This window comes from Cobetia amphilecti (assembly GCF_020217465.1).
Lineage (GTDB): Bacteria > Pseudomonadota > Gammaproteobacteria > Pseudomonadales > Halomonadaceae > Cobetia > Cobetia amphilecti.
The window spans coordinates 3922698-3948353 of record NZ_CP084115.1 but is presented as its reverse complement, the minus strand read 5'-3'; the positions used below and the strand labels follow the sequence as shown (position 1 = coordinate 3948353).

Below are 25656 nucleotides of genomic sequence, written 5' to 3'. Positions count from 1 at the left end.
CAGACTGGTAAGGAATCACAACCATGCGTCATCGTAAGAGTGGTCGTCACCTGAACCGTACCAGCTCTCACCGTGAAGCCATGTTCAAGAACATGTGCATCTCTCTGGTAGAGCACGAAGTCATCAAGACTACCCTGCCGAAAGCCAAGGAACTGCGTCGTCATATCGAGCCGCTGATCACCCTGGCCAAGCAGGACACCGTTGCGAACCGCCGTTTGGCGTTCTCTCGCACGCGCTCCAAGGAAGCGGTCGGCAAGCTCTTCAATGAGCTCGGCCCGCGCTACACCTCCCGTCCGGGCGGTTACCTGCGCATCCTGAAGTGCGGCTATCGCGCCGGTGACAATGCCCCGATGGCATTCGTCGAGCTGGTCGATCGTCCGGTTGCCTCCGAGGCAGCGGGCGAAGAGTAAGCTTCGGCTTGCTTCGTCCACAAGAAAAGGCCAACCCTCACGGGTTGGCCTTTTTTTATGCCTGGCAGTTGGCCGGGTGACACGGGCGTGTCATTTGCCGAAAGGTCCACACCTCGCCCCGGGGTGTGTTGAGAGTGTGCTGGGGCGAGGTGGATCAGAGGAGCTGAAGGGAGGTGAGCCGGCGCCTAGCTGCTGGTCTCGGCCTTCTTCTTGCTGCTCGAGTCGGCATTGGTGGCTTTCTGGCGCTCCAGCAGCGGGGCCAGGAAGCGACCGGTGTGCGAGATCTCCTGCGTGGCCAGTTGCTCTGGTGTGCCTTCGGCGATGATCTGGCCGCCGCCTGAGCCGCCCTCCGGACCGAGGTCGATCAGCCAGTCGGCGGTCTTGATCACATCCAGGTTGTGCTCGATCACGACCACGGTGTTGCCGTGATCGCGCAGGCGGTGCAACACGACCAGCAGCTGGCGAATATCCTCGAAGTGCAGACCGGTGGTCGGCTCATCGAGAATATAGAGCGTCTTGCCGGTATCGCGTTTGGCCAGCTCACGCGCCAGCTTGACGCGCTGGGCTTCACCGCCGGACAGCGTGGTCGCGCTCTGGCCGAGGCGGACGTAGGAGAGGCCGACATCCATCAGCGTCTGCAGGCGGCGGGCGATGGCCGGAACCGGCGAGAAGAACTCCAGCGCCTCCTCGATGGTCATCTCCAGCACTTCGTGGATGTTCTTGCCCTTGTACTGCACTTCAAGCGTCTCGCGGTTGTAGCGCTTGCCCTTGCAGACATCGCAGGGCACGTACATGTCGGGCAGGAAGTGCATCTCGACCTTGATCAGGCCGTCGCCCTGACAGGCCTCGCAGCGGCCGCCCTTGACGTTGAAGCTGAAGCGGCCCGGCTTGTAGCCGCGGGCGCGTGCTTCCTGGGTGCCTGAGAACAGCTCGCGAATCGGCGTGAAGATGCCGGTATAGGTCGCCGGATTGGAGCGCGGCGTCCGCCCGATGGGGCTCTGGTCGATATCCACCATCTTGTCGAACAGGTCCAGCCCTTCGATGGTGCCGTAGGGCGCGGGCGTCAGGGTGGTGGCCCGATTGAGCTCACGCGCCGCCAGCGGCATCAGGGTGGCATTGATCAGCGTCGACTTGCCCGAGCCCGAGACCCCGGTGATGCACGTCAGCAGGCCTGTCGGCAGCGTCAGCGTCACATCCTGCAGGTTGTTGCCGGTGGCACCGGTCAGGCGCAGCACCTTGTCAGGGTTGGCCGGAAGGCGGTAGGGCGGCACGGCGATCTCGCGCTCGCCACTCAGGTATTGCCCGGTCAATGAGCCCGGCGTGGCCTCGATCTGCTCCGGCGTGCCCTGGGCGACGATCTCGCCACCATGCACGCCGGCGCCCGGGCCGATATCCAGCACGTGGTCGGCGGCGCGAATCGCGTCCTCATCATGCTCGACCACGATCACGGTGTTGCCCAGGTCGCGCAGATGGATCAGCGTCTTGAGCAGGCGATCATTGTCACGCTGATGCAGGCCGATGGACGGCTCATCGAGGATGTACATCACCCCGACCAGGCCGGCACCGATCTGGCTGGCGAGACGGATACGCTGCGCCTCACCGCCGGACAGGGTGTCGGCGCTGCGCTCCAGGGTCAGATAGTCGAGGCCGACATTGACGAGAAATTCGAGGCGCGCCTGGATCTCATGCACGATCTTGGCGGCGATCTCGCCCTTGCGTCCCGGCAGGCTCAGCTTGCCGAACTCTTCCCACGCCTCGCCGATCGGCTGACGCACGACCTCGGAGAGCGTGCGGTCATCGACATAGACGTTGCGCGCTTCACGACGCAGGCGCGAGCCGTCGCAGCTCGGGCACGGCTGGACCGCCAGATAGCGGGCGAGGTCCTCGCGCACCATGTTGGATTCGGTCTCGCGGTAACGGCGCTCCATGTTGGGCAGCACGCCCTCGAAGGGGTGCTCGCGGGTCACCTTGCGGCCACGGTCATTCACGTAGCTGAAGGCGATGTCCTCGCGGCCACTGCCATTGAGCACGGCGTCACGCGCTTCATCGCTGAGCGACTCCCAGGCCGCTTCCAGCGCGAAGCCGTAATGCTCGGCAACGGCCTGAAGCTGGCTGAAGTAGTAGACGCTGCGACGGTCCCAGCCCTTGATGACGCCTTCGGCCAGTGACAGCTCAGGATGGCTGATCAGCTTCTCGGGATCGAAATACTGCTTCACGCCGAGGCCGTCACAGGTCGGACAGGCGCCCGCCGGGTTGTTGAAGGAGAACAGGCGCGGTTCCAGCTCGGCCAGCGCATAGCCACACACCGGGCAGGCGAAGCGCGAGGAGAAGACGAGGTCTTCCTGTTCGCCATCCATGAAGTGCAGGCGCGCGCTGCCGTCGGCCAGATTCAGCGCGGTCTCGAAGGATTCGGCCAGGCGCTGCTTGAGGTCTTCGCGCACCTTGAAGCGATCGACGACGACGTCGATGTCATGCTTCTTGTTCTTCTCCAGCGGCTTGAGATCATCCAGCTCGACGATCACGCCGTCGATGCGGGCCCGCACGAAGCCCTGGGCGCGCAGCTCTGACAACAGCTGGAGATGCTCACCCTTGCGGCCACTGACTACGGGAGCCAGCAGCATCAGCTTGCTGCCTTCCGGCAGGGCGAGCGCCTGATCGACCATCTGCGAGATGGTCTGGGCTTCCAGATCGATCGCGTGGTCCGGGCAGCGCGGCGTACCGGCGCGTGCATACAGCAGGCGCAGGTAGTCGTAGATCTCGGTAATGGTACCGACGGTGGAGCGCGGGTTGTGCGAGGTCGATTTCTGTTCGATGGAAATCGCCGGTGACAGACCTTCGATATGGTCGATGTCCGGCTTTTCCATCATCGACAGGAACTGACGTGCGTAGGTGGACAGTGATTCGACGTAGCGCCGCTGTCCCTCGGCATAGAGAGTGTCAAAGGCAAGTGATGACTTGCCGGAACCGGAAAGTCCGGTCACCACGATCAGCTTGTCACGCGGCAGTTCGACATCGATGTTCTTGAGGTTGTGGGTGCGCGCACCCCTCACCTGAATCCTGTCCATTGCCACCTCGGGCTGCGTCGATAAAAGCAACGATTATAAGGCGCGGGTGAAACACCCGGCAAAGGCTGCATGCTTTCAAAGCCGCCAAGCGGGCCTTAGAATATGCAGTCCATTGGTGGGCGACCACCGTTGGACGTCACATCTCGGCGACCCACGTGGTCGGCCTCCCTCTTCTTGACTGTCATGCTCCGGAGCCCGCCGCCGCCCATGAAAACCTCTCGACTGCTCGCGCCGGAACGCCGCGCCATCGTCGGCCTTGCCAGCCTCTATGCGACTCGCATGCTGGGGCTGTTCATGGTGTTGCCGGTGCTGGCGCTCTATACCCGTGATCTCGCCGGTGCGACGCCGACACTGGTCGGTGTGGCGCTGGGTGGCTACGGGCTGACCCAGGCATTGCTGCAGATTCCGTTCGGCTGGCTGTCAGACCGACTGGGGCGCAAGGCCGTGATCGGCTTCGGGCTCGGGTTGTTCATTCTGGGCTCGCTGGTCGCGGCGACGGCCGACAGCATCGAGATGATCATCCTTGGACGCTGTCTGCAGGGCAGCGGCGCCGTGGCGGGAGCGATCATGGCACTGCTGGCCGATCAGACCCGGGAGGAGGTTCGCACCATGGCGATGGCCTCCATCGGCATGTCGATCGGGGTCGCCTTCGCGCTGGCGATGGTCGCAGGGCCACTGGCCGCAGATGCCTTCGGCCTGTCGGGGGTCTTCTGGTTGACCGCCGTGATGGCCGTCGCGAGCCTGTTCGTGCTCTGGAAGCTGGTGCCAGCTGCGCCCAGGCGTCAACATCAGGATGTGGGGCTTGATAGGCGCCAGCTCAAGGGTATCCTCGCGAATTCCGCGTTGTTGCGCATGGATGTGTCGATCTTTGCGCTGCACATGATCCTGACCGCCTGCTTCGTGGCCATTCCCCAGCAGCTGGTCAATTTCGGCATCGCCCCGGCGCATCACGGCTGGATCTACCTGCCATTGATGGGGCTGGCCTTTGTCGCCATGCTGCCGCTGGTCATCGTGGCCGAGAAGTATCGGCGCATGAAGCCCGTCTTCCTGGGAGCCGTCGCGACCATCGCGACAAGCTTGCTGCTGCTGGGAGTCGATGGCATCGAGCATGCGGGGCTGGCGATGTTCCTCGGCCTGCTGTGGCTGTTCTTCGTCGCCTTCAATCTGCTTGAGGCGACCTTGCCGTCGATGATCTCAAAGCTGGCCCCGGCCGGTGCCAAGGGCACGGCGATGGGGGTCTATTCCACCAGTCAGTTCCTGGGCGCCTTCGTTGGCGGTGTCGGGGGCGGCTGGTTGACCGGGCATTTCGGTCTGAGCGGCGTGTTCTTCGCCATGGGGCTGGTCGCCATTCTGTGGCTGGCCGTGGTGTGGGGCATGCAACCGCCGCGACATCTGGGTAGTGAAGTGATCGGCCTGTCACCCGAGGCCGCGCAATTGTCGGCCGTCGAGCTGCAGACACGCCTGCTGGCGATCGCCGGCGTGGAAGAGGCGCTCGTGGTGCGTGAGGAACGGGTCGCTTATCTCAAGGTCACACGCGATACACTGGATGACAAGGCGCTGGCCCGTTTCACTCGCCAGCGTGATGACGAAACTCCGGCAGGCGCGGAAGTGCCTGCCAGCTGAACCCTGACATCGGCAACACATTGCCGGTGCACTCGATACCTTCTCCGGTGCCCATGGCGCGCCGGTCTATTTGCAGGAGTAATCTTCATGGCTCGTGGCGTAAACAAGGTCATTCTGATCGGTAATCTCGGTCAAGACCCGGAAGTTCGCTTCACCCCGTCCGGTAGTGCGGTGTGCAACCTGAACCTCGCGACGACGGACACCTGGAATGATCGCCAGAGCGGTCAGCGTCAGGAACGTACCGAATGGCACCGTGTGGTGATGTTCAACAAGCTGGCTGAAGTGGCCCAGCAATACGTCAAGAAAGGCTCACGCCTGTATATCGAAGGCCGCCTGCAGACGCGCAAGTGGCAGGATCAGAACGGCAATGACCGTTACAGCACCGAAATCGTGGCCAACGACATGCAGATGCTGGATACGCGTGGTGAAGGTGGCGGCGGCAACTTCGCTGGTGGTCGCCCGCAGCAGGCGCCTCAGCAGGGCGGCCAGCAACCGGCCGCAGCCCCCCAGCAGGGTGGCCAGTTCGGTGGTCAGCAGCCGGCCCCGCAGCAAGGTGGCCAGTTCGGTGGTCAGCAGCCGGCCCCACAGCAAGGCGGTCAGTTCGGTGGTCAGCAGTCGGCCCCTCAGCAGGGCAACAACTTCGGTGGCCAGCAGCCTGCCCAGCAGAACAACTCCCAGAACAACAATTTCGGTGCGCCGCCCGCGGGCAGCTTCGATGATTTCGATGATGAAATCCCGTTCTGAATAAAGTTTCTCGCCTGTGCGCCGATAGAGCGCGCAAGCGATAACGATGAAAAGGCCCTCGTTCAGCGAGGGCTTTTTTTTGAATCAACCATAAGATGTTCGCGATATTGTTTATGTAAGCGACTGTTTTTCATGAATTATCGCTGATCATGAGAAATGATTCCGAGCGCGACATCCAGTGGCTAGTGCCGCGCGTAAGGGAGGTTGAGCGCCAGTCCATTGCGGCTCATACATGCGTTGCAAACGAGCGTTGTGCAAAAAACGCTTCATGGCCGTATTCTCTTGGTATCTCGCCGTTGGACTGCCAGTGTTGTCGGGTGGCAATCCATGGCCTGAGAAGCCTGTCGTGGTACTCCAGAGAGGGTGCTGGCGACATGACGCCGTTGTCGGATTTCCGCCCCTATCTTGCCGACTGTGGCATGCCCCTGATGATTGAGGTTATTCATGCATGGCAGTTATTCCTACCCACTGGTCGCCCTGTCAATCGTAGTCGCCGTGCTGGCTTCACATGCAGCGCTGCAGTTGATTCGTCAGGTCGCGCTGGCCCCTTCGCGCGCCACCAGCCTCGGCTGGCTGGTGGGCGGAGCCGTGGCGATGGGGCTGGGTGTCTGGGCCATGCATTTCATCGGCATGCTGGCATATGAAAGCCCGGCTTCGGTCACCTATGCGCCCGGTCTGACGGCGTTGTCGGTGCTGATCGCGATGCTGGCATCGGGGCTGGCGCTCTGGGTGAATACGTTGCCACGCCTGACGCCGATGCTGTTGATGACCAGCGGGACCATCATGGGCGGCGGTATCGCCACGATGCACTACACCGGCATGGCGGCGATGCACATGAACATGCCATACCGCTATGACCCGCTGCTGTTCGCGGTGTCCATCGTGGTGGCGGTGGTGGCCGCGACGGCGGCTTTGTGGCTGGGAGGCTTCTTCTTGCGCCAGCGCCGCCCCAATCGTATCTATCAGGCCCTGGCGGCCGGTGCGATGGGACTTGCCATTGCCGGCATGCATTACATCGGCATGGCGGCGATGGAGATGATGCCGCTGACCACGCCCATCATCTCTCCTGCCGGGGCGGGCATGAACTCCGGGCAGAATCTGTGGCTGGCCCTGGCCATCGCGATCGCGACCCTGGCCGTGCTGGGGCTGGCACTCCTGGCCATCAGTGCCGAGCAGCGCATGCGTCGTAGTCGCCATTACCGCTCGCGTCTGGATGGCCTGCTGGAGTATCGGACCCGGGAGCTGCGTCATGAGCGCGATCAGGTGGCGGTCATGCTGGATTCCATCGATGAAGGAGTGATCAGCCTTGATCGCGAGGGCCATATCCAGCACATCAATCCCATCGCTGCCGAACTGTGTGGCTGGGACCCGTCGTTAGCCCGCGGTCGTCCCTGGGCGCGCATCTTGCAGCTGCGCCATGAAGGTACGTTGCAGTCGGTCTCCAGCCAGCTGGAAGGGGTCTTGCAGCGTGGTGAAGTGGTGCACATGTCCAGCCAGACGCTGCTGGTGGCACGTGATGGCAGTGAATGTGCCGTGGAGCTCAAGGCCTCGCCCGTGCGGCGTCGCAGTGGGGATGTCGAGGGGGCCGTACTGGTCTTCCGCGACATCAGCTATCGCCAGGCCATGATTCGGCGCCTCAACTTCCAGGCGCATCACGACAGCCTGACCGGCCTGCACAATCGCACCGCCTTCGATGACTCTCTCACCGCGGCGCTGACCGATGGCGGCTTTCACCAGCTGCTGTACCTGGATCTCGACTTCTTCAAGGTGGTCAACGACACCTGCGGTCACGCGGCCGGAGACACCGTATTGCGCGAGCTCTCCGCGCTGATGCGAGCACATGTGCGGGAAACGGATGTACTGGCACGCCTGGGGGGCGATGAATTCGCCGTGCTGCTCTATCGCTGTTCTCGCGAGCAGGCCATCGAGCGTGCCGAAGCGCTGTGCGCGGCCGTCAGTGCCTATCGCTACTACGATGAGGGGCGGCCATTCCAGTTGGGCGTCAGTATCGGGGTCGCGCCGGTCGAAAGTGGTGTCCAGGCCTCCGAGGTCCTGCGTCAGGCGGATGGGGCCTGCTACATGGCCAAGCAGAGCGGGCGCAATCAGGTGCATGCCTACCATGACGGAGATGCGGGATTCGAGCGCGCCCAGCGCGAGGTGCAATGGCTGCCGCTGCTGCACGAGGCGCTGGAGAATGATCGCTTCACGCTGTATATCCAGCCGATCCGCTCGCTGAGTGATGCCACCAGCAAGCCCTACTATGAGGTGCTGCTGCGCTACGTCAACGACTCGGGCGAGCACCTGGCCCCGGCGCACTTCATGGCGACGGCGGAGCGATTCGGCCTGATGCCCGAGATTGATATCTGGGTCGTCACCCAGGCGCTGCAGGTGCTGGAGTCCGATGATGGCCGCATCGAATCGGATGCCGTGCTGGCGATCAACCTCTCCGGCCAGAGCATGGGTGACCTGCGCATGCGCGATCAGCTGGCGGCGCTGGTCACGCAAAGCTCCGTCATGCCCCAGCGGCTGTGCTTCGAGATCACCGAGACGGCGGCCATCAGCAATCTGGCTCAGGCGCGCGAGTTCATCTACAGCATGCGTCGGCTCGGCTGCAGCTTCGCCCTGGACGACTTCGGCAGCGGCATGTCGTCCTTTGCCTACCTCAAGGAGCTGCCGGTCAACCAGCTCAAGATCGACGGCGCCTTCGTGCGCAACCTGACTCGCGATAGCCTCGACGCCGCCATCGTCTCCGCCATCTGTGGCATCTGTGCCCAGATGGGCATCATCACGGTGGCGGAATATGTCGAGCGTCTTGAGCTGATCCCCGCCCTCGAGCTGATCGGAGTCGACTTCGTGCAAGGCTACGGCATCGGTCGCCCTCACCCGATCGGCGCCCCTTTGATCTCCATCACTCCACGCAACAACGGGCCTGCAGCCAGTCTGCAAGGTTGATAGAATGACACCTTTGCATCGTCGCCTCTTGCGGCGATGCGCCTGTTTGCTGGAGCCTGCCTGTGAAACTCTTGCTGCTAGATGCCGGGCATTGTCTTGGCCTGGGTCTGATTCGTGCGGCCGGTACGCGCGCCGATCTTGAGCTCAACGCCGTCGAGTCTGACCGTATTGGTGCCGATGACATCCGCACCAGCCAGGCGGATGTCGTCATCGTGCCGCCGTTCGCACGCCCGGCCGATTCCGCACCTGCCGAGGTGATGGCGCATGCCGAGGCGGTGGAGCAAGTGCTGGCCGCCTGCATCGAGACCGGCACACCGCTGGTGTGGTGCGTGGCAGATCAGATGTTCGAGCAGGGCGGCGAAGGCTTGCTCGACGAGGACGAGGTGCCCTCGCCGATCGATACGGCGCTGCGCCGCGTCATCGCGACCGGTGATCGCATCCGTGCCGAGCTGCCCAATCACCTGATCGTGCGTCTGGGCCCGCTGTTCGGTCCGGAAGGGCGCGATGCCTGGTTGCCGACACTGATCGAGCGTCTGCTGGCAGGGGAAGAGGTGCGTGCCGCCGAGGACGTCATCCTGTGCCCGACCAGTGTCGATGCCGTGGCGATGGCGTTGATCGGCATGCTCCAGCAGCAGCGCTGCGGTGCGGATGCCTGGGGGGCCTACCATCTGGCCGGCACCGAGCCCATCAGCACCTACGCCTTCGTCAGTGTCGTGCGTACCCAGTTGATCACCCGTCTCGAGGGGCTGGGCGAGACGGTGGCCGCAGGCCCGCTCAAGGCGCTGACCCTCAACGCCGGTACGCCGCTGCGGCGTGTGCTCAACTGCCGTCGCGTGCTGGACACCTTCGGTGTGCATCAGAAGCCGTGGCGCCTCGAACTATCCCGCCTGATGGATGACTGGATCGCGCAGCGCGCCTCCGGCTCATCTCGCCCCGATTCGATCTGACCTGTGGAGACTGTGCCTGTGAATGCGCTGCGTAGCGTGCTGTTTTATGTAGGTTATTTCATGGCGTTGCTGCTCAGCGCCGTGGTGCTGGTGCCGCTGGCGGCCTGCCTTCCGCTACAGGCGCGCTACCGTGTCCTGCATAGCTACAACCATATCGTGCTGTGGTGGTTCCGACTGACCTGCGGCGTGAAGGTGCAGGTGAGCGGGCGTGACGCCTTGCCTGAGGGGGCCTGCGTGCTGCTGGCCAACCACCAGAGCGAGTGGGAAACCATCTACCTGCAGGTGGCCAAGCGCCCGCTATGCACCGTGCTCAAGCAGGAGCTGCTGAAGATTCCGGTCTTCGGCTGGGGGCTGAAACTGCTGGAACCGATTCCGCTGGATCGCACCCAGCCGGCCAAGGCGCTCAAGCAGGTGCTGTCAGTGGGCACCCAGCGCCTCAAGGACGGTTTTACCGTGCTGATCTTCCCGGAAGGCACGCGCATCGCGCCGGGGACGCGCAAGAAGTTCAACAAGTCCGGCGCCGCGATTGCCTGCCGTGCCGGCGTGCCGGTGGTGCCGGTGGCGCACAATGCCGGTGAGATCTGGCCCAACGACAGCTGGATCAAGCGCCCAGGCACCATCCATGTCGCCTATGGCCCGGCCATCGAGACGGCGGGGCGCAAGCCGGATGCGGTGATCGCCGATGTCGAGGCCTGGGTCGAGACCAAGCTACAGGAAATCTCCAGTGTCCAGCGTCCGCCGCTGGAAGAGGAAGCGGCAGCCGATAGCGTCGGCGCCTGACAGCTTGTCGCGCTTCTGATGCATCCGGTGCCCGCCAGCGAGTACCGGACAGCCACCAAAAAGGCCGCCCCGAAGGGCGGCCTTTTCGTGTCTCACACCAGCGCATATCAGCAGACTGCATGTCTGCTGAACGCGTGCTGCATCAGTCCTGGAAACGTTCCAGAATCAGGCAGGCGTTGGTGCCACCGAAGCCGAAGCTGTTGGACAGCACACGGTCGATCTTGACGCCATCACGACGGGTCGTGACGATGTCGAGGCCTTCGGCGCGGTCATCCAGCTCGCTGACGTTGGCAGACGCGGCAATGAAGTCGTTCTCCATCATCAGCATGGAGTAGATGGCTTCCTGCACGCCAGTGGCGCCCAGCGAGTGACCCGTCAGCGACTTGGTCGAGCTCATTGCCGGGCTGGCGGCGCCGAAGACTTCCTGGATGGCCTTGAGCTCGGCCACATCGCCCACCGGCGTCGAGGTGCCGTGGGTATTGATGTAGTCGATATCGCCATTCACGGTCGCCATCGCCTGACGCATGCAGCGTGCTGCACCTTCGCCGGACGGTGCCACCATGTCGTGGCCATCGGAGGTCGCGCCATAGCCGGTCACTTCGGCGTAGATCTTCGCGCCGCGTGCCTTGGCGTGTTCCAGCTCCTCGAGTACCAGCATGCCGCCGCCGCCAGCGATGACGAAGCCATCACGGGTCTTGTCGTACGGGCGCGACGCGGTTTCCGGCGTGTCGTTGTAGCTGGTGGACAGGGCGCCCATGGCGTCGAACAGGCAGGACAGGGTCCAGTGCTCTTCTTCACCACCACCGGCAAACACGATGTCCTGCTTGTTCAGCTGGATCTGTTCCACGGCGCTACCGATGCAGTGGGCAGACGTGGCACAGGCCGAGGAGATCGAGTAGTTGATACCCTTGATCTTGAACGGCGTGGCCAGACAGGCAGAGACGGTCGAGCCCATGGTGCGAGTGACGCGGTAGGGACCGACGCGACGCAGGCCCTTGGCGCGCATCACGTCTGCGGCCTCGACCTGGTTTGCGGAGGAAGCGCCACCGGAACCGGCGATCAGGCCGGTACGCTCGTGGGAAACCTGCTCTTCGGTGAGACCGGAATCGGCAATCGCCTGCGCCATGGAGATGTAGGCATAGGCCGCAGCATCCCCCATGAAGCGCAATTGCTTGCGATCGATGTGGTCTTCGAGATTGATGTCGACAACGCCGGCCACGTGGCTACGGAAGCCCAGCTCGGCGTATTCCTCTTTGCGGCGGATACCAGAACGTCCTTCGCGGAGCGATTCCAGGACCTGCTGGCGATCATTGCCCAGGCAGGAAACAATGCCCAGCCCGGTGACTACCACTCTACGCATGGGAGCCTCCCGTTCAGAAGTTCGCAGTGGAGGTGAACAGACCGACGCGCAGGTCGTTGGCCTGATAGATGTCGCGACCGTCAACTGTCACTGTACCATCGGCGATGCCGAGGATCAGCTTGCGAGTGATGACTCGCTTGATGTTGATGGTGTAGGTCACTTTCTTGGCGGTCGGCAGCACCTGGCCAGAGAACTTGACCTCGCCGCAGCCCAGCGCGCGGCCACGGCCCGGATTGCCCAGCCAGCCGAGGTGGAAGCCCACCAGCTGCCACATGGCATCGAGGCCCAGGCAGCCCGGCATCACCGGATCACCCGGGAAGTGGCAGTCGAAGAACCACAGGTCCGGAGAGATATCCAGCTCAGCAATCAGCTGACCCTTGCCGTGGCTACCGCCTTCCTCACTGATGTGAGTGATGCGATCCAGCATCAGCATGTTGGGAGCAGGCAGTTGCGCATTGCCCGGGCCGAAGAGTTCGCCCTGGCCACAGGCCAGCAGCTCGTCGCGAGTAAAGGAGTGTTGCTTGGTCACTGAGTCATTCCGAGTAGCGGGATGGTAATGCCGTACGAGGCACCTGAGCGCCTGAATGGGGCTAGTCTAATGGCTGGCACCCCTGAATGCACGTGGGGGCCAGACTAAAGGGCAGCAAGGGCGGGTGCAAATAAGTCCTACAGCTGGCGGGAAAGTGGTCGATAGGAGCTAGTGTGTGATTCGCGCGGGATCCTCTTTGCCGGCATCGGTCGCAATCCGCTGGAGCCGTGCCGAGAGTGGCCCGCTGCCTGCAAATGCAGGATCATCCCCGATGACCCCTTCCACCGAGAGCTGCTTATGTGGCCGCAAGCCCACTTCAATCGGCCCCTGATCATCGGGGCGCTCGTTGCCTTGACAGCGCTGCCCTGGTTGCCGGGGCTTGAGCTGCGTCTTGCCGCGTTGCTGCCTGCCGTTCTGGCGGGGCTGGACATCGCGCGCCAGCGTCGTCGCCAGCTGCTGCATCGTCAGCTGCTGGAAGCCGCCGTGCACCTGAGCAGTGATGGTCTGGTGATCAGTGATCGCCACAATCGGGTGCTGGCCGTGAACGCCGCCTTCAGTCATATCACCGGTTACGCACCGGAAGAGATCATTGGTCGCAACCCTTCCCTGCTGTCTTCCGGGCGCCATGACGAGGAGTTTCACGCCCGTTATCGCCAGGCGCTCGAGGTCAATGGCCACTGGGAGGGCGAGGTCTGGAACCGGCGCAAGCAGGGGGATGAATATCCCGAGTGGCTGCGGGCACGCCGTATCGAGCAGGGCGGCGATGTCTTCCATGTCGCTCTCTTTACCGATATCACCCGCCACAAGGCACGCGAGCAGGACCTGCAGCGCCTGGGGCTGGAAGACGCCCTGACGGGCCTGCCCAATCGCCGCCGGCTGGGCGACCTGCTGGTCAGTCGCCTCAATGGCCTGCGCGCCGGGGAGGCGATGGACCTGGCACTGATCGATATCGATGCGCTCAAGAGCATCAATGATGCCCTGGGCGCGGAAGGGGGCGATCGTCTGCTGCAGCAGTTCTCCCAGCGTCTGACGGCGCTGGCGCGCGGCGGCGTGGTCGGGCGCATCGGCGGCGACGAATTCGTGATTCTGCGCTCTACGGCGGGGGGCGAGCATACCGCCTGGGTGGATGAGCTGCGTCAGGTGTTGACCAAGCCCTTCGAGATCGGCGATCAGGCGCTGCACCTTGCGCTGTCGATCGGCAGCTGCCGCGCCCCGGAGGATGGCGTTGACGCCGATGTGCTGATGCAGCGCCTGGAAAGTGCCCTGTATGCCGCCAAGCGACATGGTCGCAATACCGACATGCGCTTCCAGCCTGCACTGGATGCGGGCGGTGACCTGCAGCTGGGGCTGGCGAATGACCTGCGGGTCGCCATCGAGAGCCAGGGGCAATTGCAGCTGCACTATCAATGTCAGCACGACGCCAGCACCGGCAAGGTCGCGAGTGTCGAGGCGCTATTGCGCTGGAAGCACCCGCTGCGGGGTGCCATCTCACCGGCCGAATTCGTGCCGCTGGCCGAGCGCCACGGCCTGATGCTGCGCCTGGGCAACTGGGTACTGCGCGAGGCAGTACAGCAGCAGGCCAGCTGGCGGCGCGCCGGTCATCGCCTGTGCATCTGGGTCAATGTCTCGGCCTTGCAGCTGATCCAGGGTGGCTTTGAGGCCTCGCTGGCGGGCCTGTTGATGGAGTATGACGTGCCTGCCAGCTCCATCGGGCTGGAGCTGACGGAATCGGTATTGCTGGATGAGCGTGCCGGCGACGTCTCACGACGCCTGGCGGCATTACGCGCTCGCGGCCACCAGATCGCGGTGGATGACTTCGGCACCGGCTATTCGTCACTCGCCTATCTGAAGGACCTGCCGGTGGACAAGCTCAAGCTGGACCGCGCCTTCATCCGCAGCCTGCCCGGCGAGCGTGCGGATGCCGCCATCACCATGGCGGTGCTGGCGATGGCCAAGGGCCTGGGCATGGAGATGATCGCGGAAGGCGTCGAGACCGCTGAGCAGCGTGAATATCTGGTATCGAATGGTTGCGGCTGGATCCAGGGGTTCTACTTCTCGCGGCCGGCGCCCGCGGGGGAGGTCATCGAGCGGCTCAATGGCTACGAGGCCGGCAATCTGGCCATCAAGGCCGCCTGAGGCGCTCAGGCGCGCTCGGCATGGCCATGAAGGCGTGCGATACCCAGGCACAGGCCGCCCCAGATCAGCGCCTGCGCCGGTAGCAGCCAGTCGGCGAGGGTCACACTGGCGAGCTGCGCCCCGCCGTAATAGGACAGCGGCGCACTGATGGCACCGCAAGCCGCCGCAAGCCAGGGCCGCTGCCACAACCAGCGCAGCGCATGATGGATCGTGCTGGCGAACAGCGGCCACAGACACCACATCCAGACAGGCAGGGGCAGCCAGTGCGCCCAGTCAGGCGTGTCCGAGGTGATGGTGTAGCCACCGGCCAGTGACAGGCTGCCATCCACCACCATGCCCAGCGCCACGAAGGCGGCCAGCCAGCGCAGCTCGCGCAGGCGCTCACTCGTCGGCACGATCAGCCACAGATGCACGGCCAATATCAGCGGCGTGGCCAGCAGGGCGACCGTCGAGCCGCCCAGTACGCAGCAGAACCAGCCGAGCTGAAAGAGCCCGGCATTGAGCAGTGCTCCAGGGCGCTCGGACAGCAAGTTCAGGCGTCCCAATCCTGGAGCCCCGCCTGTACCGGACGCGCCCCCGGCCCCCCCAGCAGCAGCTGACAGGTGCCGATGGTGCGCTCGCGGAAGCCCCCCTCGCAGTACGCCAGGTAGTAACGCCACATGCGCACGAAGCGCTCGTCGTAGCCCTGCGCATAGACCTCACCGAGACGCGCCTCGAAGCGCTGCCCCCAGGCCTTGAGCGTGGCGGCGTAGTGCAGGCCGATATCCTCGAGCTGCAACAGGTTCAGCTGGGTATCCTGTTGCATGGCGCTGAGAATCGCCGCATGGGACGGCAGGAAGCCGCCGGGGAAGATGTAGCGCTTGATGAAGTCCATCTCGCGGCTGGCGGCCACGAAGCGCTGATCGCGGATCGTGATGGCCTGCAGCGCGATCAGGCCTGCCGGTTCGAGCAGGCGCTCGAGGGTCTTCAGATAGGTCGGCAGATACTGATGGCCGACCGCCTCGATCATCTCCACCGAGACGATGCGATCGAAGCGGCCTTCCAGTGCCCGGTAGTCTTCCTTGAGCAGCGTGATGCGATCTTCCAGCCCTTCCGCGGCGATGCGCGCCTGGGTATAGGCGTGCTGCTCATCGGAGATGGTCGTGGTGGTCACGCGGCAGCCGCGTGTTCTTGCGGCATGGATCGCCAGCCCGCCCCAGCCGGTGCCGATTTCCAGCAGGTGATGCTGCGGCCCGAGTTCCAGCAGGTTGAACAGTTTCTCCAGCTTGTGGGTGGAGGCCGCCTCCAGACTGGCTTCGGGATAGGGGAACACCGCCGCGGAATACATGCGGTGCTCGCGATCGAGAAACAGCTCGAAGAGATCATTGCCGAGATCGTAATGCGCCGAGATGTTGCGCTTCGAACCCGCTAGCGTATTGCGCGCCAGCGCGTAGGCGACGCTCAGCGCCCACTTGGACAGGCGCGACGTCCCGCTGTCCACCGAGTCATTGACCTGTTCGAGGTTGTAGGCGAACAGGCGCACCAGCCCGACCAGATCATCCGTCTCCCACTGGCCATCCATGTAGGCCTCCGCCGCCGCGACGGTGCCACCCAGCGCCATGCGCCGCCAGGCGCGTGAGTCATGGATACGCAGTGTGACGTTGCGCGCGCCGCCCTTGCCCAGCACGTGGCGCTCACGGCCTTCCAGCACCGTCAGGCTGCCACCCTCGAGCTTGTCGAGCATGCGCAGCAGGCGTGGCCGCAGCAGCCGCGTCAGGCGGTCCGCCGGTGCCCGGGTCGTGGCCAATGTGGGGGGAGCGGGTTCGAATTGGCTCATGATGAGTTCCTCATGATGAAGACGGCGAGCGCGGATGGTCGAAGATCGGCACGCGCTTGAGCGCCAGACGCAGCGCCTCGAAATGAATGCCTGCGACCGTCTTGAGCGTCATCCAGGGGAAACGCAGCAGCAGGCGATGAAAGGCGCGCGGGGTAGCCGGTTCCAGATGCAGGCTCAGGCTGGCATCGAACAGCGAGTGCTGCGCTTTCCGCGCCGTATCCCCGGTGAGGGGGTGGTTTTCCATGTGCAGCAACAGCTCATCCGCGCTGGGGTCGTTGAAGCGCCAGTGATAGCGCATGCCCATCGGCATGAAGGGCGAGACATGCATGCGCTTGTCGAACTGCGCCGCCTGCATGCGACGCTGCGGGTCCGTACGGGCGGCATACAGCACGCGCTCCCCCCAGGGGATATTGGTCACCTCACCGAGCACGGCGCCCAGCTGGCCTGAGGCGTGATAGAGGTAATAGAGGCGGATCGGGTTGAAGCCGATCCCGAAGTGGCGCAGCTGGGTCAGCAGAAAGATGCGACCCTGCGGCAGCGGCGCGTGATCGCCACTGCGGGCAAGCTCGCGCTGGCAGGCGGCGCGCACCCGTTCCTCGAGTGGGCCATCGGCAATGTCGTGGACCGCGGGCGGCAGATGGTCACTGTCGCGAAAGGCCAGTGGCGCGGCGTGACTGGCGCTCACCAGGCGCGTGCCGGCCATCAGTGCCGGCAACTCATCCAGTGCCAGCCATGCCATGGCGACGCGATAGCGAAAGGCATGCTGGCGCGGCGCGTGGCGACGGTGGCGCAGCGTGCCATAACCGATGCGGCTGGCGGGCGCCTTCAATCGTCTGCCTCGCGCGCACCCAGTGCCTCGGCGACCCGCAGCGCACTCCATACGCCATCCTCGTGAAAGCCGTTGCGCCACCAGGCGCCACAGAAATGGGTTCGGCCCACCGCGCCCTCCGCCTTGGCCTGCGCGCCGGAAATCTGCGTGAAGCGTGCCTTGGCGGCTTCGGCGGCCAGCGTGAAGCGCGGGTGGTCATAGGCATAACGGCCCAGCACCCGAGCGGGATCAATCGCGTCGCTGTCATTGAGCGTGATGCAGAAGGTCTCGCGGGGCGGGTGCTCGCGCTCATCAAGGCGTTGCAGGATGTTCATGTCGTAGGTGACGCTGGCCCGCTGGGCGTCGTCGCGCCCGTCGAGGCGGTAGTTCCAGCTCGCCCAGGCCGCCTTGCGCCTGGGCAGCAGCGAGGTGTCGGTATGCATCACCACCTCATTGCGCTGGGTCGTGATCGCCCCCAGCACCGCGCGCTCCTGCTCGCTGGCATCGCCGAGCAGCGCCAGTGCCTGCGGCGCATGACACGCCATCACCACCTGGTCGAAGCGTTCACGGCGGCCATCGGCATGCTCAAGCGTCACGCCGTCGGCGTCGCGCAGGACCCGGGTGATCTTGCTGTTGAGGCGAATGCGCTCGGCATAGCCTTCGGTCAGCGGCGCGATATAGGCGCGCGAGCCGCCGATCAGCGTGAACCACTGTGGGCGGTCATTGACCGACAGCAGGCCGTGATGGCGGAAGAAGCGCACGAAGAACAGCAGCGGGAACTGCGCGATATCCGCGATGCTGGCGGACCAGATCGCCGCGCCCATCGGCAGCAGGTAATGCTCACGGAATACCTGCGAGTAGCCATTGGCATCCAGGTAGCTGCCCAGGGTCGCGCCCTCGGCGAGCTTGCCGTTGTCCAGATCGGCGGCAGCCTGCTTGTTGAAGCGCAGGATGTCGCGCAGCAGGCGATAGAAGCGCGGGCGCAGCAGATTGCGCTTCTGGGCGAACAGCGACAGCAGGGTATGGCCGTTGTACTCGAAGTCCTCGGCGGTGGTATGCACCGAGAAGCTCATCTCGGTGGGCTGATAGGCCACGTCGAGGCGTTCCAGCAGGCGCTGGAAATGCGGGTAGGTGCGGTCATTGAAGACGATGAAGCCGGTGTCGATGGCCCAGTCGCTGCCATCGGCGCACTGCACATCCATGGTGGCGGTGTGGCCGCCCAGGCGCTCGGCTGACTCGAAGACATGCACTTCATGCTTGCGACTCAGGTAGTAGGCCGCTGACATGCCGCTGATGCCGCTGCCGATGACGGCAATCCGCTGGCGGGGTAGAGACGCTGTCGCGTAGGTAGTTGTCGTGTTCATGCCACTCCAGAAGAAGAACGCACCATGTCGTCATGAGCAGAAGCGTTGCCGGGTATTCGGCGCGGGCAGACCTCGTCGGGTTTGCCTGCCGCGCACTCAGTCGCGGGTCATGCGTAGACCGATGCTGCGGCGCAAGGGGGCGGGCAGGATGCCCAGCAACTTGACCAGCAGCGTGAAGCGTCGCGGGAAATGGATGTCGAGCCGATGACGCGCGAGCCCCGCCACGATCGCCTCGACCGCCTGATCGACAGTGACCTGCATCGGCATCGGGAAGTCATTGCGCTCGGTCAGCGGCGTCTTGACGAAGCCGGGGTGAATCACGCTGACATCGATGCCCTGGTTGTCGAGGTCCAGTCGCAGCGACTCCAGGAAGTAGCTCACCGCGGCCTTGGAGGCGCCATACGCCTCCGCGCGTGGCAGCGGCAGGTAGGCCGAGGCACTGGAGACCGCTGCCAGCTGCGGCCGCTCACCGCCGTCTGCCGCTGCCATGCGCAGCAGCGGCAAGGCGCTTTCGATCACATCCACGGCGGCCTGGAAGTTGGTCGCGAACACGCGGTGGACCAGGTCTGCCTCGAATTCCCGTGCATCCAGATATTCGCAGGTGCCAGCGTTGAGCAGTGCAAGGTCGAGTCCACCAAAGCTGGCCTCTATCTGGCTGGCCGCCGCGCGGATGGCCTCACGGTCGGTGAGGTCGAGCGTCACGACCAGCGCTTGCCCGGGGCCTTGCTCGGCATCGGCTGCGATAGCCTCCAGCTTGTCGGCGGAGCGCGCGCTCAGGGCGACCCGGTGGCCATCCGCCAGCAGCCGGCGTGCCAGTCCTTCGCCAATGCCGGAGCTGGCGCCGGTCAGCCAGATGCGTTTGCGAGCCTTTGCGGTCGTCGATGTGGTCGTCGATGTGGTGCTCGAACCATGACTGGCCATTTCCCCTCCTTGGCATGTACGTGTCTGGCGTGCCTGTCTGTGTCTGCGTGCCTGACTGTGTCTGCGTGTCTGCGTGTCTGCGTGTCTGCGCCTTGCCTGCCTGGCCTGGCAAATCTGGGTGACACTGACTCAGAGAACGCCGGGCGTGTCCGTATGGATGTCGCCAGAGCTCAACCCTCTTGATACTCAGTCCATGCGACGTTTCAGCAGGCCGATCACGTTGCGCAGTACGGGCACCTGCTCGTAGAGCAGCTCACCGGCATCGAAGAAATCACGGTGCTGGATGACCTTCCCGTCTCGGAACTCGAGGCGTGAGGCGCCCTGCACGCTGATGTCCTTGCCCCCGTTCAGGCGGGGATGGCGATAGGTCATCGTCCAGCTGAGCCAGGCAAGTCCCTGTTCATTACCTTCATCCGCATTGCCTTCATCCGCAGAGCCGGCGGCTTGCGCAGGCATCGGCCCCAGCGGGTGATGAAAGACGAAGTCGATGGCGGCGACATTCATGTACAACCCTGAGAAATAGGCGTTGAGTGCCGTCAGGCCGCGGACTTCATGCAGGGGGTCGCGGAAGACGATATCGTCACTGTAGACTGATTTGAGCAGTTCTGTAGAGGTTTTGTCCAGCTTTTCGTAAAGACGACATACCCGAGTCAGGGCCGGGCTCATCTCGTCGGGTAGCGATTGCATGGCAATGCTCCTGAAGGGGGGATACAAGAGCGGCCTGCTGAAGATCAGCAGGCCGCTTGAGGGGTCATTCGCTTTTTGACAGCGCCTTGAAGGTATCCAGCGCCCGCTGGCGGGCGGCCTTGTGGTCGACGATCGGTCGTGGGTAGCCCGTCTGTTGGCAGTCATCCGCACTGGGCTGGTGGCGCCGCTTGGCCGGCAGCTCGGCCAGTTCCGGCACCATGCTCGCGATGAACTCGCCGTCCTTGTCGAAGCGCTGGCCCTGGGTGGTCGGATTGAAGATGCGGAAATAGGGCGCGGCGTCGGTGCCGGTGGAGGCCGCCCATTGCCAGCCACCATTGTTGGCGCCCAGCTCACCATCGACGAGATGGGTCATGAAGAAGGCCTCGCCACGCCGCCAGTCGATCAGCAGATGCTTGGTGAGGAACATCGCCGTCACCATGCGCAGGCGATTGTGCATCCAGCCGGTCTGCACCAGCTGACGCATGGCGGCATCGACGATGGGGTAGCCGGTACGGCCCTCGCACCAGGCGGCAAAGCCTGCGTCGTCATCGCGCCACTGCAGGGCCTCGGTGTGGCGCTGGAAGGGGCGGTGGCGATTGACGCGCGGGAAGCCGACCAGGATATGCTGGTAGAACTCACGCCAGATCAGCTCGTTGACCCAGCTGGTCAGGCCGACATCGCCATCGGCGAGGCTGCCGTTCTCTGCCAGTACGGCGGCGTAGCATTGGCGGGCCGAGATCATGCCCAGCGCCAGATAGGGCGATAGCTCGCTGGTGCCACGGGTGGCGGGGATATCGCGCTGCTCATGATAGCGGCGCGCGCGGAAGGTCAGAAAGCGTTCCAGACGCTCCTGCGCGGCCTCTTCGCCGGCCGGCCACAGCTCGGCGTCCAGCGCTGTCGCCGGCTCGCCCTTGAGCGTCTCGGGCAGTGGCGGGATGGCGTCGCCGTGGATCTCGCGCCCCTGGGGGTCACGGGGCGTGGCTTGCACTTCAGGTGCCTCGTTCAGCGCCAGACGACGGGAATCGACTTCCTTGTGCCAGCGCTTGGAGAAGGGGGTGAAGACGCCGTAGTAATCGCCCTTGCCGGTCAGCAGCTCTCCGGGCGTGAAGGCCAGCATGTCGGTATAGCGATGCAGGCGGACGTCGCCCCCGGCAAGGCGCTCGCGCACGCGCCGGTCGCGCTCACGCTCATTGACGGCATATTCGTCATTGAAGTGCAGGGCCTGGGCGCCCAGCTCGTCGCACAGTGCGGCCAGTGCCTCGGGCACCTCGGCGAAGGTGTCGCAGTCGAGCACCTTGAGCGGGATGTGATAGCCGGCGAGTGCCTGTTGCAGGACATGCAGGCCGCGGCGCAGGAAGTCGAGCTTGTTGGCGCCGTGGCCGTGCTCGACCCACTGCGCCAGGCAGGGGGCGACGACGGCCACGACCGGGCCGCGTGCGGCGGCCTGCGAGAGAGCAGTGTTGTCGTGTACGCGCAGGTCACTGCGCAGCCAGACCAGCTGCAGGGGAGCCCCCGCTGGTGCGGAGGCGGGGGAAGAGGCGGATGGTGAGTCAGATGACATCGGGGCTCCTTGGCGATCGGTGAAACCAATGCCGAGCAGGAGCCTGCGATCAACGTGCCATCAAGGACCTCAGGCGAGCGACCGCCTGAATCGGGTCGGCCCCCAGGCCTTCAATGGGCCCGTCTACCAGCTCCTGCTGGCGAATCTGGGCGGCCGGGCCAGCGATGGCCAGCGGCACGCTCAATTGTTCTGCGACCCGCGGCAACTGACGGCGCATGACATCCGAGCGCTCGGCCTGGGTGCCGACCAGCACCACGGCCTGTGCCTGCAGGCGCTCTGCGGCCAGCGGCAGCTCCGCCAGCGGCAGTGGGCCATCCAGCAGGCTGACGTGATAGCCGGCGTCGCTGGCGACCAGCGCGAACAGCAGCAGCCAGCTCAGGCCCGGTTCTTCCGGCAGGCGCGTCAGCGTGATGTGCGGGGCGTGACGCTCCTGATTGGCAAACACCAGCCGGGCACCGATGCGCGAGCGCAGGAAGCTCTCGAAGAAGCACTGGGCCAGGCGGGTGCCGAAGGTGGCGGTGCCGCGCTCCTCGAGCTGCTCGAGCAGCGGACGCCACAGGCGCTCGACCACGCTGCTGACCGGGTACAGTGCCAGACTCTGGTTGTACAGCTCGGCCAGGCGCGCCTCGTCCTGGGCGTCGATGGCGGCCAGTGCCAGCTGCTGCTGGCCGTTCCAGCTGCCTTCGTCCGGCATCGGCGTGCTTTCCGGCTGCGGCTGGTCGAGCAGCTCGCGTACCTGGCTGACAGGTACTCCGCGGTTGAGCCACTGCAGGATGTGTTCGATCCGCTCGATGTCCTCGCGGGCATACAGGCGATGCCCCTTGGGCGTGCGGCGGGGCTCGATCAGTCCGTAGCGGCGTTCCCAGGCTCTCAGCGTGACCGAATTGACGCCGGTCAGGCGAGAGACTTCGCGGATCGGAAACAGCGGCGAACTGGCAGTTTCCGTGGCCTTGTCAGTCATGAATGGTGTTACCTCTGGCGGTGACGAGGCATCCCGGGTGAAGCACAGGTGAGGACGACACACAGGGTAAAGTTGAAGTGTCGTCACTTGGGGCGCTGTGGGATACCGGCAATGCATCTTGTGCACTAGCTGTACATGTGGGCATCAGGATGGCGCAGCCGCCAGAGCCTGACAAGAGGCAAGCTGCGTCGCATCCTCGGTGCGCATGTTTTGAAGGTGCATCACAGCGCCTTTGACGCCGAAGGTCCCGTCATGAAATCGGCCGTCTAGGCGTTGTCCTGTTGCTCCACAATCTGGATCAAGGCCTCGACAAAGGCCGGATGTGCACCCACCGGGTCAAGCAGACTGATGGGGCAGTCGGGGTGCTGGCGCTGCGAGTCTTCCAGCATGGCGGGCACGTCCTCGCGCAGATGACGGCCGGCCGCGAAGAACAGCGGCAGGATGTCGATACGCGCGGCACCGTCTGCCGCCAGGGCATCGATGGTGTCGGTCAGCAGCGGATCGCACAGCTCCATATAGGCCAGGCGCGTCGGGCGCTTGAGGCGGGAAGCCAGCGTGGCTTCCAGTGCCTCGAAGGGCTCGCGCCAGCGCGGGTCACGTGACCCATGGGCCAATAGAATCAAGGCGTTGTCGTGATCTGTGGACGTAGTCATGCAGCTATCCTGTGGGCGATGAGGGGTCGCGGCAGCGTATCAGCTGTCGGCGAGGGTGTTGAGCAGCTGTTCGGCTACCTCGTGCCCTGACAGCCAGGCGTCCTCGACGCGCGGGCCACGCAGGGCGTCTCCGGCCAGCCATAGCCCGGATGACCCCTGGCCATAGCCCTTCTGGTCATAGACATTGTGGACATGGGCATTGTGGCCGGCTGCCGCTGAGGTCTGCGGCAGCGTCTGGGTCGGGTGAGCGTAACGCCAGCGATGCGCCGTGAGGGTGACCTTGCCCTGGCTCCAGCCAGGTGCCAGCTCACGGAGCTCCGGCAGTGCCTCGAAGGCCTGCCACAGCAAGGTCGCGACTTCCTGTGGCGACTTCTCGAGATTCGCTCGGCTCCAGCCGGCGGTCGCCAGCAGGCTCAGGGTTTCCCGTGCATGCGTCGGTGGCTGGCGGCCGGGACGCGAATGCTGGCGCATCACGCAGCGCAGCGGGCCATCATCACCGCGACTGACCAGCAACCCTTGCCAGTCAGCGTCGCCTCCCAGTGCGGGTAGCGGCGTCTCCAGAGTGGCCATCAGTGTCCAGGTCGGCGCCATCTCCACCTGCGCCAGCGCCTCACTCAGGACTGGGGCCAGCGAGTCCTCGGCGAGCGCCACCCCCTGGGCGTCGGTGCCGGCCGTGCTCAGCAGGGCGCGTGCCTGCGGCACCGGTGCGCTGATCACCACGTGATCGAAGGGGCCGTACTGATCACCGTCGCTGTCCTCGAGCCGCCAGCGCTTGCCTGATGCTGTGCCTTCGTCCGCGATCAGGCGCGTGATGCGCGTTTCGCTGTGCAGACTGGCGTGGGCCGGCAGCTGTTCACTGAGGTGGCGGCTCAGGGCGCTCATGCGCGGACTGGCCACGTAGCGGGTGGAATCATCGCGCAGCCGCTTCCATTGGCTCTCGTCAGACGCCGACTTGCCGAGGCTCAACAGTCTCTCACCCCAAGTTGCGACGACGCCTGCGGCCCGCCACTGCTCGAGCGCGGACTGGAAGCGTGGATCACGCGCCGTGAAGTATTGCGCGCCGATGTCGATGGGGCCTTCGCTCGTTCGGCGACTGGCCAGGCGTCCGCCGGGGCCGCGTGCCTTCTCGAAAATCGTCACCGCATGGCCCTGTGCGGCCAGTCGGGTGGCGGCGGACAATCCGGCGATACCGGCACCGATGATGGCGATGGACGATACTGGCATCTGGAGGCGACTCCTGCGCGGGCGGTGTTCAGGGGGTACGGGTCGTCATGTGACCCGACAGCAGATACGCTAAAGTTAACTTCTTGCGCATAATTGTACAATATAAGTATAGATTTATGGCGGAAGTCGGCACACTCGATGCTTCATCGCCGAGGAGGGCAACATGCGAATATTGATAACAGGTGCAACGGGGTTCGTCGGCCAGGCGCTGTGTCAGTCACTGGCTGCTGCGGGCCACTCGCTGGCGGTCGTATCGCGCCGCCCGGAGCGTGCTGAGCGCCAGTTTGCCGACCTGGGGCTGACGGTGGTCGCGGCGGATTCGTCACTGGCCTTCAAGGATTGGCAGCCTGAGGGCATCGTCAATCTGGCGGGGGAGTCGATAGCCGGGCGGCGCTGGAGCGAGGATCACAAGCGTGAGCTACGGCGTTCGCGGCTGGAGGCCACCGAGCATCTGGTGATGCTGTGTCAGCAGCTGGCCGCCGAAGGCCATCCGCCGCAGGTGATGGTGTCCGGTTCGGCGATGGGCTATTACGGCGCACAGCCCAGGGCGGGCGAGCCGGACGATGTCGAGATCGACGAGCAGGCGACGCCCCACGACGATTTCAATCACCGCCTGTGTCGCGACTGGGAGGCGGCCGCCATGCCCGTCACCGAATACGGCGTGCGGCTGGCCATCATCCGCACTGGCCTGGTGATGGAGGCCGATGGCGGCACGCTGGCCAAGCTGCTGACGCCCTTCAAGCTCGGGCTCGGAGGACGGCTGGGCGATGGACGCCATTACATGCCGTGGATCCACCGCCACGACATGATTCGCATCATCGAGCGTCTGCTGGCGGATGACAGTCTCAGCGGCGCCTTCAATGCCAGCGCGCCGCATCCGGTCACCAACATGGGCTTCACCCACGCTCTGGCTCGCGGTCTGGGGCGTCCGGCGATCCTGCCGCTGCCGGCCAAGGCGCTTGAGCTGGGGCTGGGGGAGATGAGCACCCTGCTGCTGGAAGGCGCCCGCATGGTGCCGGCGCGTCTGCTGGCTGCCGGCTTCACCTTCGACTACCCGACCCTCGACGTGGCCTTCGCCGATATCCTGTCACGCAAGTGAGCCTTGGCAGCAAGGC

The 25656-nt window shown here is 64.6% G+C and carries 21 protein-coding genes; 8 read left to right on the top strand and 13 right to left on the bottom strand.

All coding sequences use genetic code 11. The annotated features are described in order from the left end of the window. Positions 1 to 23 precede the first annotated feature (23 nt). Positions 24 to 410 (top strand): 50S ribosomal protein L17, encoded by a 387-nt coding sequence (gene rplQ / locus LCW13_RS16470; protein ID WP_043334820.1) that lies wholly within the window; start codon positions 24 to 26, stop codon positions 408 to 410. A 185-nt stretch (positions 411 to 595) separates the two neighbouring features. On the opposite strand, the gene uvrA is transcribed toward rplQ, so the two are convergent. Then, positions 596 to 3475: an excinuclease ABC subunit UvrA gene (uvrA, locus tag LCW13_RS16465; RefSeq protein ID WP_225347412.1), complete on the bottom strand. Its 2880-nt coding sequence runs from the start codon at positions 3473 to 3475 to the stop codon at positions 596 to 598. Between the two features lie 207 nt (positions 3476 to 3682). Here uvrA and LCW13_RS16460 point away from each other — a divergent pair, with 207 nt between their 5' ends. The 5 genes from LCW13_RS16460 to LCW13_RS16440 all read left to right on the top strand — a co-directional run bounded on the left by LCW13_RS16460 (position 3683) and on the right by LCW13_RS16440 (position 10521). Then, positions 3683 to 5098, top strand: a complete 1416-nt coding sequence (locus LCW13_RS16460) for an MFS transporter (protein ID WP_054556904.1) — start codon at positions 3683 to 3685, stop codon at positions 5096 to 5098. An 87-nt stretch (positions 5099 to 5185) separates the two neighbouring features. Further along, on the top strand, positions 5186 to 5842 hold the full coding sequence (gene ssb, locus LCW13_RS16455) for a single-stranded DNA-binding protein (protein ID WP_225347411.1): 657 nt from the start codon (positions 5186 to 5188) through the stop codon (positions 5840 to 5842). Between the two features lie 444 nt (positions 5843 to 6286). Then, complete coding sequence (locus LCW13_RS16450) at positions 6287 to 8794, top strand: bifunctional diguanylate cyclase/phosphodiesterase (RefSeq protein WP_225347410.1); 2508 nt, start codon at positions 6287 to 6289, stop codon at positions 8792 to 8794. 62 nt (positions 8795 to 8856) lie between these two features. Then, the gene (locus tag LCW13_RS16445) at positions 8857 to 9741 is read left to right on the top strand and encodes a sugar nucleotide-binding protein (RefSeq protein WP_225347409.1); all 885 of its coding nucleotides are present in this window, start codon (positions 8857 to 8859) and stop codon (positions 9739 to 9741) included. An 18-nt stretch (positions 9742 to 9759) separates the two neighbouring features. Further along, entirely contained in the window at positions 9760 to 10521 is a 762-nt protein-coding gene (locus LCW13_RS16440; RefSeq protein WP_225347408.1) for a lysophospholipid acyltransferase family protein, read from the top strand. Positions 10522 to 10663: 142 nt separating this feature from the next. On the opposite strand, the gene fabB is transcribed toward LCW13_RS16440, so the two are convergent. After that, a complete protein-coding gene (gene fabB, locus LCW13_RS16435; RefSeq protein ID WP_043334810.1) occupies positions 10664 to 11881 on the bottom strand; it encodes a beta-ketoacyl-ACP synthase I in 1218 nt (405 codons plus the stop codon). 13 nt (positions 11882 to 11894) lie between these two features. Further along, on the bottom strand, positions 11895 to 12410 hold the full coding sequence (gene fabA / locus LCW13_RS16430) for a 3-hydroxyacyl-[acyl-carrier-protein] dehydratase FabA (RefSeq protein WP_043334808.1): 516 nt from the start codon (positions 12408 to 12410) through the stop codon (positions 11895 to 11897). Between the two features lie 297 nt (positions 12411 to 12707). Between fabA and LCW13_RS16425 the strand changes: the two genes are divergently transcribed. Next, entirely contained in the window at positions 12708 to 14546 is a 1839-nt protein-coding gene (locus LCW13_RS16425) for a putative bifunctional diguanylate cyclase/phosphodiesterase (RefSeq protein ID WP_225347407.1), read from the top strand. A gap of 5 nt (positions 14547 to 14551) precedes the next feature. Here the strand turns inward: LCW13_RS16425 and LCW13_RS16420 are convergent, their stop codons facing one another. The 10 genes from LCW13_RS16420 to LCW13_RS16375 all read right to left on the bottom strand — a co-directional run bounded on the left by LCW13_RS16420 (position 14552) and on the right by LCW13_RS16375 (position 24541). Next, positions 14552 to 15091: a DUF2878 domain-containing protein gene (locus LCW13_RS16420; protein ID WP_225347406.1), complete on the bottom strand. Its 540-nt coding sequence runs from the start codon at positions 15089 to 15091 to the stop codon at positions 14552 to 14554. Then, positions 15079 to 16362 (bottom strand): SAM-dependent methyltransferase, encoded by a 1284-nt coding sequence (locus tag LCW13_RS16415; RefSeq protein WP_225347405.1) that lies wholly within the window; start codon positions 16360 to 16362, stop codon positions 15079 to 15081. The genes LCW13_RS16420 and LCW13_RS16415 overlap by 13 nt, the downstream gene beginning before the upstream one ends. A 10-nt stretch (positions 16363 to 16372) precedes the next feature. Next, the gene (locus LCW13_RS16410) at positions 16373 to 17191 is read right to left on the bottom strand and encodes a DUF1365 domain-containing protein (RefSeq protein WP_225347404.1); all 819 of its coding nucleotides are present in this window, start codon (positions 17189 to 17191) and stop codon (positions 16373 to 16375) included. Next, positions 17188 to 18534 carry an NAD(P)/FAD-dependent oxidoreductase gene (locus LCW13_RS16405; protein WP_225347403.1) on the bottom strand — a complete coding sequence of 449 codons (1347 nt, stop codon included), beginning with the start codon at positions 18532 to 18534 and terminating at the stop codon, positions 17188 to 17190. The genes LCW13_RS16410 and LCW13_RS16405 overlap by 4 nt, the downstream gene beginning before the upstream one ends. A 96-nt stretch (positions 18535 to 18630) precedes the next feature. Continuing rightward, positions 18631 to 19455 carry an SDR family NAD(P)-dependent oxidoreductase gene (locus tag LCW13_RS16400; RefSeq protein WP_225347402.1) on the bottom strand — a complete coding sequence of 275 codons (825 nt, stop codon included), beginning with the start codon at positions 19453 to 19455 and terminating at the stop codon, positions 18631 to 18633. 186 nt (positions 19456 to 19641) lie between these two features. After that, the gene (locus LCW13_RS16395) at positions 19642 to 20142 is read right to left on the bottom strand and encodes a nuclear transport factor 2 family protein (RefSeq protein ID WP_225347401.1); all 501 of its coding nucleotides are present in this window, start codon (positions 20140 to 20142) and stop codon (positions 19642 to 19644) included. A 64-nt stretch (positions 20143 to 20206) separates the two neighbouring features. After that, entirely contained in the window at positions 20207 to 21703 is a 1497-nt protein-coding gene (gene phrB, locus LCW13_RS16390; RefSeq protein ID WP_225347400.1) for a deoxyribodipyrimidine photo-lyase, read from the bottom strand. Between the two features lie 49 nt (positions 21704 to 21752). After that, positions 21753 to 22664 (bottom strand): MerR family transcriptional regulator, encoded by a 912-nt coding sequence (locus LCW13_RS16385; protein ID WP_225347399.1) that lies wholly within the window; start codon positions 22662 to 22664, stop codon positions 21753 to 21755. A gap of 266 nt (positions 22665 to 22930) precedes the next feature. Next, positions 22931 to 23317, bottom strand: a complete 387-nt coding sequence (locus tag LCW13_RS16380) for a sirohydrochlorin chelatase (RefSeq protein ID WP_043335994.1) — start codon at positions 23315 to 23317, stop codon at positions 22931 to 22933. Between the two features lie 39 nt (positions 23318 to 23356). Next, positions 23357 to 24541, bottom strand: coding sequence for an NAD(P)/FAD-dependent oxidoreductase (locus LCW13_RS16375; RefSeq protein ID WP_225347398.1), 1185 nt, complete (start codon positions 24539 to 24541; stop codon positions 23357 to 23359). A gap of 163 nt (positions 24542 to 24704) precedes the next feature. Between LCW13_RS16375 and LCW13_RS16370 the strand changes: the two genes are divergently transcribed. Further along, a complete protein-coding gene (locus tag LCW13_RS16370) occupies positions 24705 to 25640 on the top strand; it encodes a TIGR01777 family oxidoreductase (protein WP_225347397.1) in 936 nt (311 codons plus the stop codon). The last annotated feature ends 16 nt before the right edge of the window (positions 25641 to 25656 follow it).

Excerpts from the sequence above, each read along its gene's own strand:
- rplQ (WP_043334820.1), top strand. The coding sequence starts at position 24 with ATGCGTCATCGTAAGAGTGGTCGTCACCTGAACCGTACCAGCTCTCAC.
- uvrA (WP_225347412.1), bottom strand. The coding sequence starts at position 3,475 with ATGGACAGGATTCAGGTGAGGGGTGCGCGCACCCACAACCTCAAGAAC.
- LCW13_RS16460 (WP_054556904.1), top strand. The coding sequence starts at position 3,683 with ATGAAAACCTCTCGACTGCTCGCGCCGGAACGCCGCGCCATCGTCGGC.
- ssb (WP_225347411.1), top strand. The coding sequence starts at position 5,186 with ATGGCTCGTGGCGTAAACAAGGTCATTCTGATCGGTAATCTCGGTCAA.
- LCW13_RS16450 (WP_225347410.1), top strand. The coding sequence starts at position 6,287 with ATGCATGGCAGTTATTCCTACCCACTGGTCGCCCTGTCAATCGTAGTC.
- fabB (WP_043334810.1), bottom strand. The coding sequence starts at position 11,881 with ATGCGTAGAGTGGTAGTCACCGGGCTGGGCATTGTTTCCTGCCTGGGC.
- LCW13_RS16425 (WP_225347407.1), top strand. The coding sequence starts at position 12,708 with ATGTGGCCGCAAGCCCACTTCAATCGGCCCCTGATCATCGGGGCGCTC.
- LCW13_RS16415 (WP_225347405.1), bottom strand. The coding sequence starts at position 16,362 with ATGAGCCAATTCGAACCCGCTCCCCCCACATTGGCCACGACCCGGGCA.
- LCW13_RS16405 (WP_225347403.1), bottom strand. The coding sequence starts at position 18,534 with ATGAACACGACAACTACCTACGCGACAGCGTCTCTACCCCGCCAGCGG.
- LCW13_RS16400 (WP_225347402.1), bottom strand. The coding sequence starts at position 19,455 with ATGGCCAGTCATGGTTCGAGCACCACATCGACGACCACATCGACGACC.
- LCW13_RS16395 (WP_225347401.1), bottom strand. The coding sequence starts at position 20,142 with ATGCAATCGCTACCCGACGAGATGAGCCCGGCCCTGACTCGGGTATGT.
- phrB (WP_225347400.1), bottom strand. The coding sequence starts at position 21,703 with ATGTCATCTGACTCACCATCCGCCTCTTCCCCCGCCTCCGCACCAGCG.
- LCW13_RS16385 (WP_225347399.1), bottom strand. The coding sequence starts at position 22,664 with ATGACTGACAAGGCCACGGAAACTGCCAGTTCGCCGCTGTTTCCGATC.
- LCW13_RS16380 (WP_043335994.1), bottom strand. The coding sequence starts at position 23,317 with ATGACTACGTCCACAGATCACGACAACGCCTTGATTCTATTGGCCCAT.
- LCW13_RS16375 (WP_225347398.1), bottom strand. The coding sequence starts at position 24,541 with ATGCCAGTATCGTCCATCGCCATCATCGGTGCCGGTATCGCCGGATTG.
- LCW13_RS16370 (WP_225347397.1), top strand. The coding sequence starts at position 24,705 with ATGCGAATATTGATAACAGGTGCAACGGGGTTCGTCGGCCAGGCGCTG.